General features: G+C 26.6%; 8 protein-coding genes. All 8 read right to left on the reverse strand.

Translation table 11 applies throughout. The annotated features are described in order from the left end of the window. Window positions 1–276 precede the first annotated feature (276 nt). A complete protein-coding gene (locus tag B5E58_RS12395) occupies window positions 277–1866 on the reverse strand; it encodes a recombinase family protein (RefSeq protein WP_088109969.1) in 1590 nt (529 codons plus the stop codon). 11 nt (window positions 1867–1877) lie between these two features. Next, on the reverse strand, window positions 1878–2675 hold the full coding sequence (locus tag B5E58_RS12400) for a recombinase zinc beta ribbon domain-containing protein (RefSeq protein WP_088109970.1): 798 nt from the start codon (window positions 2673–2675) through the stop codon (window positions 1878–1880). A 2-nt stretch (window positions 2676–2677) separates the two neighbouring features. Next, window positions 2678–4216 (reverse strand): recombinase family protein, encoded by a 1539-nt coding sequence (locus tag B5E58_RS12405; protein ID WP_088109971.1) that lies wholly within the window; start codon window positions 4214–4216, stop codon window positions 2678–2680. 757 nt (window positions 4217–4973) lie between these two features. Beyond that, window positions 4974–6017 (reverse strand): hypothetical protein, encoded by a 1044-nt coding sequence (locus B5E58_RS12410; protein ID WP_088109972.1) that lies wholly within the window; start codon window positions 6015–6017, stop codon window positions 4974–4976. Window positions 6018–6051: 34 nt separating this feature from the next. After that, window positions 6052–10083, reverse strand: coding sequence for an Eco57I restriction-modification methylase domain-containing protein (locus tag B5E58_RS12415; protein ID WP_088109973.1), 4032 nt, complete (start codon window positions 10081–10083; stop codon window positions 6052–6054). Window positions 10084–10085: 2 nt separating this feature from the next. After that, window positions 10086–11021, reverse strand: coding sequence for a restriction endonuclease subunit M (locus tag B5E58_RS12420; protein WP_206608585.1), 936 nt, complete (start codon window positions 11019–11021; stop codon window positions 10086–10088). Next, on the reverse strand, window positions 11014–11253 hold the full coding sequence (locus tag B5E58_RS12425) for a helix-turn-helix domain-containing protein (RefSeq protein WP_088109974.1): 240 nt from the start codon (window positions 11251–11253) through the stop codon (window positions 11014–11016). Before B5E58_RS12425 ends, B5E58_RS12420 begins: the two co-directional genes overlap by 8 nt. Before the next feature lie 213 nt (window positions 11254–11466). Next, entirely contained in the window at window positions 11467–12345 is an 879-nt protein-coding gene (locus tag B5E58_RS12430; RefSeq protein WP_088109975.1) for a DUF6017 domain-containing protein, read from the reverse strand. Window positions 12346–12450 lie beyond the last annotated feature (105 nt).

Consider the following 12450-nt stretch of genomic DNA (forward strand, 5'->3'; position numbering starts at 1 on the left):
TATAAAAATATTTTTATAAAAATTAATATAATTTAATTATTATTTTGTAATATAAAAAAATAGCCTCATATTCTCTATTAATTAGATATATATTAGTATTTATTTAATATTATCATCATTTTTTGTACTTATAAATATAGAGAATACTTAAAGTATAACTTTTATATCATATAGACATATGTATAAAACTAACTCTAGCATCATATAATTTGAACTTCACAAATTTTAAATTATACTAAAATTATATTCTATTATAATATCAAATTATATAAATAATTACTTACTTATACTTACTAACTCTATAACCCCATTCTGAAAGTATATCTCAATTTTACTATCACTCACAGCAATCACATTCCTTATTAACCTTCTTACAAGTATATCATCATATTCTGCCATATAAATATTTGTGTTATCTATAAATTCATCAGCCTTATTTAATTTCTCCCCACCACCTAAAGATTTTATCTTGTTAGTTTCAAGTTCTTCAATACGCTGTGTTATGTTTTTACAGGCTTCTTCATATTCTTCTATGTTTTCATATGTATTGTTTTTTATTAAGTTTACAAGCTGTTTCTCCAATACTTTTATTTCTAAGTCATATTCTGTTGTAGTATCTTTTGAAATTACACTTATAACATTCTTTTTGAAATTTCCAATGAACTTATTTTTGTCCTGTATCTGTTTATTTATGGCATTCATAATGGCTTGCTGAAGAACTTTTTCATCATATGTAGGTGAGTTTTTGCAGTATTTTGTTCCATTTCTAAGTCTGTTTTCACATCTCCAAACAGCTTTTTTCTCACCATACTTTGACCAAACCTGTCTTCTGTAAGGTGTTCCACATTCCTTGCATATAAATATACTTGTTAAGGCATATTTACTGTTATATCGGCATTTTCTATCAGTTTCATTTTTACTTGGTGCTTTATTTTTTGAATTAGCTCGTCTTTCCATTTCTTCTTGTACTCTATAAAATAATTCTCTCGGTATAATTCCTTGGTGGCTGTTTTCTGTGTAGTATTGATTAACCTCACCATTATTAGTTCTACGTTCTTTTGTAAGGAAATCTACCGTATATGTTTTTTGAGATAATGTATCACCTATGTACTTTTCATTGCTTAAAATTCTTATTATAGAGGCAACACCCCAGTTTATTTTTCCTCGTATTGTTTTATAGCCTTTTTCCTTCAGCTTTTTAGCTATATTATTATAACTGCTGCCTTCCATAAATGCAGCGAATATAAATTTTACAATCTCTGCTTCTTCAGGTATAATTTCAAGCTGACCGTTTTTATTCCTTTTATATCCTAAAAGTCTGCTTACAAGAGTTTCTCCTGTTTCATATTTCCTTTTAAGTCCCCATCTTACGTTTTCACTGATATTTCTACTTTCTTCCTGAGCCTGACTGCTTAGTATTGTTATAAGTAATTCTCCTGACGAATCCAATGTATTAATATTTTCTTTTTCAAAGTATACAGCTATGTTTTTTTCTTTAAGTTTTCGTATATGTATAAGACTATCAACAGTATTTCTTGCAAATCGACTTATTGATTTTGTAATAATCATATCAATTTCGTTACTTTTCTTGATACACCTATCTATCATAGCATTAAAATCATCTCTTTTTTTGGTGTTTGTAGCTGATATACCATCATCAGCATATATTCCTGCCATATGCCAATTTGGGTTTTCATTAATAAGTTTTGTATAGTATTCAATTTGTGCTTCATAGCTTGATTCTTGTTCTTCTTGTAATGTACTAACTCTGCAATATGCAACAACATTTAATTTTTTATATTTTGGTTGAACATTTTTATTAGTATCAACTTTTGCTGGTATGACCGATATCCTTCGAGTTGCCATAAATATCACTCCTAAATTTTTTCTTCTATTTTTGCTCCGTTTTTTAATATAATTTTTATTTTCCTATTTTTATAAACTATAAATTTATCTAATGCAGTTATATCTATTTTTTCGATTTCTTCTTTATAATGTGACATTTCATACATAACAGACGCCCTTTTATAAATCAGCTTAATTAATTCTTCTTGGGTATATTCTTTTTCGCCTGTTTCAGCCATTTTTATTTCTCTGTCTAAAGCATTGTATCTACCTAAATTTTTATTTGAAATGGTCTTTTGTGGTTGTAATAATTTAGGATTTTCATTGATTTTTTGAATGACATTTGACCATATATTTTCTATTTGTTTATCAGATAATGAAATATTTCTACAACAAACCTTTCTTTTAAATACTTTGTGACTACAATTCCATATATATTCTTCCCCTCGCTTATATCTGTGATAATCTGCTCCACACTCACCACACACAATTTTATTTTCAAAATTTTCTTTTACATAACTATATGATTTATCCTGATTTTTGCCTATTTCATTCAATCTTTGATTTTTTATTTTCTGTGCTGTTTCAAATAAATCTTCATCTATTATTGGTGGTAAATCATTTTTTCCTGTATAAACATCATCTTCAAGAATTCTTTTTACTTTGTGTCTGCTCATATAAAAGTTTTTGATATAATTCTTTATCTTTGTTATATAAACTCCTTCACAGAAAAGTTCATATATTTCTTTAACTACTTTTCCTTCAATATCATCTATAATAATTGTTGTTCCATCAAATCTATATCCATAAGGTAATCGTCTTACTGCCATTTTCAATTTCCTTTCCTATATTCTCTGCACTCAAGTTTATTTTTTAATATAAATATTATTTCGCCTTTTGATATTAAAATCTTGTCTATGACTTTTTTAAATAGGTCTTTGTTGTATGTATTTATTGTCTTGGGTGAATTTTTTATTAAATCAATCAGCTTTTCTGTTTCTCTGATTTCATAATTCATTTGACTTTTTTCTATGTATCTTACTTTTTCAATATTAAGTTCAATTATTTTCTGTTCAGTCATATTTTTTTGTTGTATATAAAAAGCAGAGTCAATACACCTTTTTTGTATTAGCTGATTTAAGGTGTTACTCTGCTTAATAAGTTCATTTATTTTGTTTTCATAATCCTTAATTACCTGATTTTCTCCTGTATGCTCTTTTATAGCATACAATGATTCAACCATAGGTATTAAAATTTTCTCATAGTTATTTGATAACTTATTCCACATTTTCATAAATAATTCTTTTATTAATTCTTCCTTTACAATATCCATATCACAATAATCTTTTGATATAATTCTATTTTTACAATTCCAAGTTATATCCTGTTTAGGTTTTACCTGTCTGTAAAACACATCACCACATTTGGAACATATAATTTTTTCCCTAAATTCTGTTACTTCATTTTTTTCATTTTTAGGTTTACAGGATAGCATTATTTGAACTGCTTCATATTCTTTTTTAGTAACTATAGCTTTGTGGTCATTTTCTATAAGTATCTGTGGAACTTCACCTTTATTTATTTTTCTCTCGAATGGTACTATATTCATACTGTATGTTTTTTGATGAAGTATATCTCCTGTATATATAGGATTTTTAAGTATTCCATATACTGTTGCTGAATTCCAAATTTTATTGCCTTTTGGACTTTTAATTTTACTTTCACTTAATTCTCTTGCTATTATATGAATACCTTTTCCATTAAGATATTCATCATATATAAATCTTACAATTTTTGCTTGTTTTTGTGAAAGTTTAAGCCTACCTTTCTTATTGTTACAATATCCATAAGCTGGGTTTGACATTATGTATGTTCCATCTAAAAACCTTTTTTGTATACTCCACTTTTGATTTGTTGATATACTTTCTGATTCTGCTTGTGCTACTGAACTATATATTGAAAGTAGAATTTCACTTTTTTCAGATAATGTATGTATTTTCTCTTTTTCAAAGTACACATCAACTTTTAATTCCTTCAAACTTCTTACTATACTTAAACAATCAATTACATTTCTTGCAAACCTTGATATTGACTTAGTATATATAATATCTATCATACCATTTTTGCAATCTTCAAGCATTCTTTCAAAATCTGTTCTGCCTTCTTCTTTAGTTCCACTTTTTCCATAGTCAGCATAAATCCCTACAAACTTATGATTTGGCTTTTCTGTTATAAAGTTTTTATAATACTCTTTTTGTGCTTCATAGGAATTTATCTGGTGGGACATATCTGTACTTACTCGACAGTAAGCACAGGCTCTTGTGATATTACTTTTTGTATTAACTGCTTCAATAACCTTTGTAACTCCCATTTCAGACACCTCCTTATATAACATACAATACCTTATTTAAATTTACACATCTACACTTTTATAAACTTTCATCAACAATAAAATTTTATTATTTATGAAAACTTATAAATAATATCGGAACAATATAAAGTAAATCGGAATAATATTTTATACCTATCGGAACAATAGTAATTATATTTAAAAGCAACATAAACAGTGTTTGGCTACACTCATAGGAATTTCATCTTCCCCTTTGTGGAGACCACCGTCTTTGGGATACCTAAGACTCGATAGAAGTATCATTATAGCTCTGTTAAGGTCGTGGCATATTATCTTTGCCAGAGATAACTTAACCAAAGTAGTTCTCGCTCGGATTAAAGGATATAAAAAAATCGTCTTGACGCACTATGGCAACTGCTTTTCCTTTTCTGGCTTAAGATAGTAATGTATTTATATTTCTTGATATTCGGTTTTCAAGATTCACAAAGTAATTCCAAAGATATAAATTACTAAAAAACTTTAAACTTACCTTACCTTTAAGCCGAAACAAAGTATATTTTATTCCTATAATTATAAAACTTTTTTATTTTTAGTTACTTGAATAATTTTTATTATATTTTTACATCATATAAAAATAAAAAACAGCCTCATTACTATAAGTATTGAGACTGTATCATTTAAACTATATTTTATTATGCTTATTCAATTTTAAAAATTAAAATATTTACATATATGATAATACTTTTTATTTATATTATATTTTTAAATCATAAAATATTTAGCTTAGTTCACAATAATAAAAATCAATTTTAAAATCTTCAAAAGATTCAAAAGAAACTATAATTTGTAATACTATTGATACTTCCTCTTTGTTTGGTATACTATCTAATATTAATTCCATTGGAATTTTATCTCTACATCTAGAACTAAAAAATACAATCTGATATTTTCTTTGAATATTTCTTAAACTTCCTGCAAAATAATAATCTCCGTTTTCAACTCTTGTTTTTGCTAAATTTAATCGTTCTATAAATAAATTAATTTCTAATCTATTAAAATGAGCAAAAAAACTTATTATTTCAAAATCAGCATTTTCCTCTGATTTTGTTTCTATATGACTTGGAAGTTTTTGAAAAAACTCTCTAAATTCTTTCATATAAACTTCTAACTCTTGGGCATTCTTTATTCCATACCTTTCAGAAAGAAAATAATAAACTGATGAGTTATTATTTTTAGGTTTCATAATTGTTATTTCTTCTTCTCTGTCATGTATTAAAATATCAACTTTTCTATTTTTTCTATAAAATTCCAAACGCCATTCCAAATATTCTACTATCTCAATTGGAGTAATAAGAACTTCACACATTTTTTGAAAATCTTCATAAGACATACAATTTACATCCATTCCTTCATCAGAATGTTTCCATAATACATGTTCATATTCTTTTATAATATTATTATTAAATACTATTAATGGAATAATTTTTGCATGCTTGTTTAACTTAATATTTTGATTACTGCCATTTTCAAAACATGGTAAATCTTCATTTCGAATAAATTCTATAGTTTTCTTTATTTGTTTTTTAGCTTCTCTACATTTTATTTTAAGCCATTTTATTTCTTCATCTTCATTTGATATATCTTCTTTCTCTCGTCCTTTTAATTGAATTGCAATAATAATATCACCTAAATTAAGCAATATATCTGCTAACTCTTTTTCTGTACTTCCTGATGGAATAAATTTTAAGTTATCATGAACTAATTCATTAAAAAAATATAATTTTGAAAAAGCACTTAATAATTTTTCTGATTTATTTACCATTATATTTTCTCCTCTAAAAATTCACTTTATATATTTACTCCATAGGCTTAATTTTTTGTTCAATAAAATCTATTTCATCTTCAGATAATTCATATTTAGCATAAAGTTGTTTATCTATATCCTGAATTGATTTGCTCCAATCAATATCAGACTGCTGTGTAAAGTCTTGCATTGGTACATTTTCAAATACTAATTTTGATAAATTAACTGCACTTAGTGTTGTCATAACTATAAAACGTACAAATTTTGTTTTAAGATATTTTAATATATTTTCAACTTCTTCTTTAGAATCACTAATACCAATCAAAAAATAAGAGTGTGTACAAACTTCATTTGGCAATAAAACTCTCATTGATTTTGTAAAAATTCCAAACATACCATTTTTATCTGGTTCTCCTGCATGTTCAGCAGTTGTTTTACTCATCATAACTTTATATTTTCCAATATATTGATTGCCTTTTGTTATTTCACATTCATTAATATAAGTAACACCATCACTCGCATAAAGTGCTAAGCTATCATTATTAGTTTTTTTTGCTCGTCCTCTATAATTAGTTGATAATCCAAAAGGCATTAAAGGACTAATAATTGAAGTAATTGATTCAAATTCATTTGTTGAAAAAGATAGTATCTTATGCAAAATAGAAACTGCCTCATTATACCTTACAAAAAACTTAAATTCATTTGTAGGACGCTTTGAAAAACTTACTTTACCATCATGTATATTTTCAACTACACAATCTCCATTATAATTATCATTCCATAAAAAATAATTTACACCACCACTTATACTGATTTGTGGAAAACAATCTTTAGCATTAGTATAATCTTTTATTTTCATTAATTTATTATCTTTCGTCATATTATCACGAAACTTATCAAGCCCCATACCACCTGAAAACCATCTTGAAGGAGTAATCATTGTAACATAAGTTGTATTAAGATTTTTTGCTTGTTCAACAAAATAATTGTATATTGGCTTTGCTTGTCTTCCTGCACCTCCAGTTTCTTCCTGATATGGCGGATTACCTACAATAGCATCAAACTTCATTTTTCCAACACCCTCTTTCTTCCAATAACTTGCTTTTAATACACGGTCAATAAACTGTTGTGGTTTATTTTTCATTTGATTAATAAGGTCATCAAAATAATGTCCATTAATTTTTATATCTGAATATCCTGCAAGTGTTCTTTGTGTAATCTGTTTTGCCATTGGTGTTTTACAAATTACAAAAATATTATTTTTAATTGTATCATTCCATATATATCTTTGAACCTCTAAGGTTAAATCTGTTTCTTTATATTCTTTGCATTTAGCACGATAAATGCTATATGTTACATATAAAGGATATAAACCAGTCTTTGAATTGATTTCTAAAATTTTAGCAGAAACATTCCCCAATGTATCAGCAGTTACATTTCCTCTATCAACAAAGCGTGGTTCATCAAGTGTATTTTTATGTTCTTCATCATAAAAATCATAACCTCCAAGACAATCTGACATATGCATATTTACTACTGGCCATGGTGTCAATACTGTTTCTTTATCAGGATTTTTGAAAGTAAAAAATAATGAAGCTATTTTCTTTACACGCTCCGTAGGACTTAAAGTGTCTGCTTCTTTTGCAATATTTCTTATTCTTCGACCTGCTGCAATAAATACATCTTCATCATAATATTTTTTGAACTCTTTGAAATGTTCTTTTGTAACACCATTAGGCATAAATTCATTCCATGAAGAGTCATCAACCTCTTTAACAAAACGGTCAAGAGTTATTTCTTCATCATATGATATATCTGCACCATAAATTAAAAGTGGCATACGAATAGAAATACCACGCAATATAGAAATTGCATCACTTCTGACTTTTTTCTTTTTATTTATCTCTTCAAGCCTTGCTTTTTCTTCAGCTGAAAGTTGATTTTTAGGTTTTTTGCTCAATCTTTCATGTTCTTCATATTCTTCATTTGTAAGTCCGTGGTTATTTACAGTAATATCATTCTGTTTAGGTGCTGCCTTTGATTTTCCTATAATGCCTTTCAATTCATCAAACTTTTTAATATCTATATCATTTAATTTAAGCAATTCATCATTATATAAATTTTTATCATCAAATCCATTATTAACAACTCTGTCCGCATATGCTCTTTTTAATTGCTGTAACAATCTATCTGTTTCATATTTCTTCATTTGAGAACCTGAAATAGAAATTACAGGGCAAAAGTTAAGAAATTTACTTAAAATTTCTTTATCATCATCATTAGTTTTTCCAGCTTTGCAAGATACAGAAACGGCTTCCGATACCATTTTTAATGTACGGTCTGGAGCAAAATCAAATACATAGGCTGTATCTTTAATCATTCCATTTTTATTACATGGAGATTGTACTCGGAAAATAGTCTGTAAATAACTTGCTGCTGATGTTGAAAAAGAGCCTGAAAGCATAAATACTGCTGTCCATTCCTTTATTGTTACACCAGTTGTCAATTTACCACAAGATAATGTAATTGTATAATTATTTAATTTTTCAGCTTTTTTAATTCCATTTTTAACACTATTTAATGCATCTGATGATTCCTCATCATCGCTTCCTGCAACATTTATAATATCAAACTGTCCACTTCCAAACACAGGATGTTTATACATTAAATTTTTTAAAGCTTTTGCTGCTTTTATACCCGGAACTACCCAAAGAGAATGTTTAAATAAATCCCTATATTCTTCTTTTGAATAAGGATATGAATTACGTTCATCTTTTTTTGTCATAAGATTTAAAAATGACATAACATCATCTTCATGAACAAAATCACCTATATTAGCAGTATCAGGCATTTTAGCATAATCAATTTTATAATCCCCTATCCAAGTTCTAAAAAATTCTTGAAAATTAAATGCTTTATCCTCATATGTGCTATAACTATTGTTATTTAATAAATCTCCAAGACTATATGTATAAATCTTTAGTTTTGGAAGTTCTTCATAAGGATTTGAATCTCCAAAATTTTCTTCATCCCATTTTGCTTTATATTCCTGTTCTTTTATATAATCCCAAGTATAAATAGATTTATAATCATATTCATCTAAAATATTAAATGGTGTTCCTGACAAAGCAAGAAACTTTGTTTTTTTAATATCTTCTTTTACAATAGTTTTTATTGTTTCATTTCCTAAAGCTGTTTTTGTACCTTCATGAGCCTCATCTATAATTACACAATCCCATACTATTTTAAATATTTCATTATTTTTATCAAATTTACCTCCAACAGCTTCTGAACCTCTAAGGTCTTGTATAGATGCAAAATATATAAAGTCTTTACCTTTTTTATTTAAACTTTCAACATCATATCCATTAAATTTTGAACCATATAAATAATCTGTATCATAGAATATTTTTTTAAAATCTTCATACCACCCATCATTTACAACAGGTCTATTTGTAAAAATGATAGTCTTTTTAAATTTACATTGCTTTATAACTTCCAATGCACATAAAGTTTTGCCAAAACGCATTTTGGCGTTCCAAAGCATTCTGTTACCTTTTTTAAAATGTTCTATTGTCTTATTAATAGCTTCTTTCTGTTCCGGTCTAAAAATAATTGGAGTATATTCACTTGTTTTAACATTACTTAAATTTGCATAATTTTTCTTTACTGCATTTATTGCTTCAATTACAGTGTCTTTTTCAATTTCATACCATTCACGTCCTGTACTGCCATCTATTTTTGCTTTTTTAATTCCTGAATTCTCTAATACTCTATGAACGTCATAATCTCTAAAGGCTTTTAATTGTATACCATCATCATTACGGATTTCTCTTACAGCAAGCTCTGTATATAACAAAATTGGTGTTATACCAACTGTATTAGTATAACTTTTAATTCTTTTTAATGCTGCTTGATTAAGTTCTTTACAATTTGGTAATAAAGCCTGAATGGTAGAATTTGTATGCAATGTAGCATCTCCAATTTTAATCAATCCTTTATGAGTATCATCATTTACAGTAAAAGCATAAATAACCTTATAATTAAAGGCATTTTCAAACTTAATATTGTCTTTATGCTCCATTACTATTCCCCTCCATTCACTATGCTTTTAAATTCTAAACTTGTATTTGAACGCCAATCATATATTTTACATGGGATAGGCTCTTTATCTGAAGCTTCATTACCATTCATAAAATCAAACAGCGATATTTGAGTATTTACTCTTGGTCGTTCACTATACGGAACATTCATTGTTATACCGTCCATTTGCCATATATTCCATGAAATAATTCTTGCTATAATAAATAACTGTTCTTCATTTGGCTTATGTGAAAATTTATATTCCATGTTTTCTATAAAAGTATATAAAAGATTTTCTCTTGCAATTAACAAACTATCTCCTTGATATTCATAACCATAAATGCTTTCATAGGCTCTCTTTACCCAAAAAAACCAGTCATCTTCTGTAACTGTATTTTCATTTACAATACGTAATTTTCTATCTAATAATCCAATACGTTCTTCTATTGCTATTTCTTTACCAGATACTGTATCATATCGACTAACAAGATATGGTGCTTCTCCACAACTAATTTCTAATCTTTTAGCATCAACATATTTTCTCCAACTTTTATCTTTAGGAAAATGAATTATTTCTTTATTTGTAATCCAACATTGATTTTCTGATTTATTAAATACATCTTTACGACCAAACCAAGCTTCATCTACTAAATTATTTTGTTCATTACATACCCAAGATGGTGTAAATACTTCTGCTTTTTCCTTTGTTCTTTTAGTTTGTATTTCAACATCTTTAGCAACTCTTGGTGAAATAATATTGGCATTTCGTCCTGTAACCAATTCTTTAGTAATTGGTTCTTGAGGATAATAAGCATCACCATAAGATATATAATGGTCTGTTGCCCAACATATATTCTTTTTGGTTGTTCTATCCATTAAAAGTATATTAAATAATTTTTCTGACATATTTATAATTTCTTGTTCTATAATATCAACCATTATTATCTTCACCGCCTTTTGGTACATTTTCATCATGTATATATTCAACTATATCTCCAAAATCACAGTAAAGATTGTTGCATATTCTTCCTAACACATCTAAAGATACTTCTTTGTCTTTTCTAATTCTTGTCATAGTATTTGGTGCTATGCCGGACATTTTTCTCAGTTCAGAAGCACTTATTTTCTTATCTATCATTAGTTTCCATAATTTATTATATGAAATAGCCATAGTATCCTCCTTAAATTTTCAAACTTAGTATACATTTTTTATATTTATTTAGTCAATAAAAATTCGCAATATATTGCGATAATTATAAAATATAAAATTATTCTATTTTAAACTATTTCATATATTATTTTCATAAATACTTTTTTAAAATACTATTACTTCAAAATTTAATAGATATTTTCTACTTTCAAATAAATAGTTTTCAGTTTAAATCTATGTATTATTAAATTCAGTATGTACCAAATTTCTGTAATACTCCTCTATTGTTATTGGTGCATTGTAAATGGCTGTAAGTAGATATTGATGCATATTTTTTATTGAATTTATATTCTTCATAACACACTCAACAACATATTCTATATGATTTGAGTTTATATTCATAAACTGACTTATAACTTCTTCCTTAGACTTTTCAATTCCTGATATAAGAAATATTTCTTTATTTGAACAATATGTTTTCACAATAACACTTATTATTTCATCAACTATTTTTTTATCAATATATGGTTTCTTAATAATAATATCGTATTCAAATTTATCTTTAAAATATTTCCTCGTTTTATCAGAAGATAATGAGTTATCAACAGTTGATTTTTCATCTTCTCCTGATAATATATTATTAATATAATTAGTATTATTATTATTAGTATTACTACATTGTATTTTTGACATGTCAGAACTGTAATTTTTACATTTCAAGAAATGTTTTTCCACGGGTTTGTCAACATAGTTATCAACAGTTTCTTTGATAAGATTTTTAACATAAATAATATTAGGCTTTCCAAGCCCCTGACGTTTTCTTTCAATCAAAAAATACACTTTTTCCAAGTCATTCATAAGATTAACAGCTTTTTTATCACTACAACCTATGTATTTTTTAACATCATCTATTGTAAATATAATATACACTCTTCCTTTGTTATCAAACCAACCATTTGTTGCTGATAAATTACTTCTTTCAAGCATTAAGGAATATAAAACTTTTATCTCCAAAGATACATCTATAAACTCATCTTTTTCAAAAAATATCTTAGGTAATCTATAGAATAAAAAATATTCTGTTACCAGTCTATAAAAATAATCATATTTCATTTTATATGCCTCCTTAAATTTTCATAAAAAAAGAACCTTTACAAATCAATAAAAGGATAAGTAAAAGTTCTTTTTTATAGTCCTTATAATATCTAAATTTAATTT

Origin of the sequence: Tyzzerella sp. An114 (assembly GCF_002161055.1) — a bacterium.
In the GTDB taxonomy this organism is placed as follows: domain Bacteria; phylum Bacillota; class Clostridia; order Lachnospirales; family Anaerotignaceae; genus Fimicola; species Fimicola cottocaccae.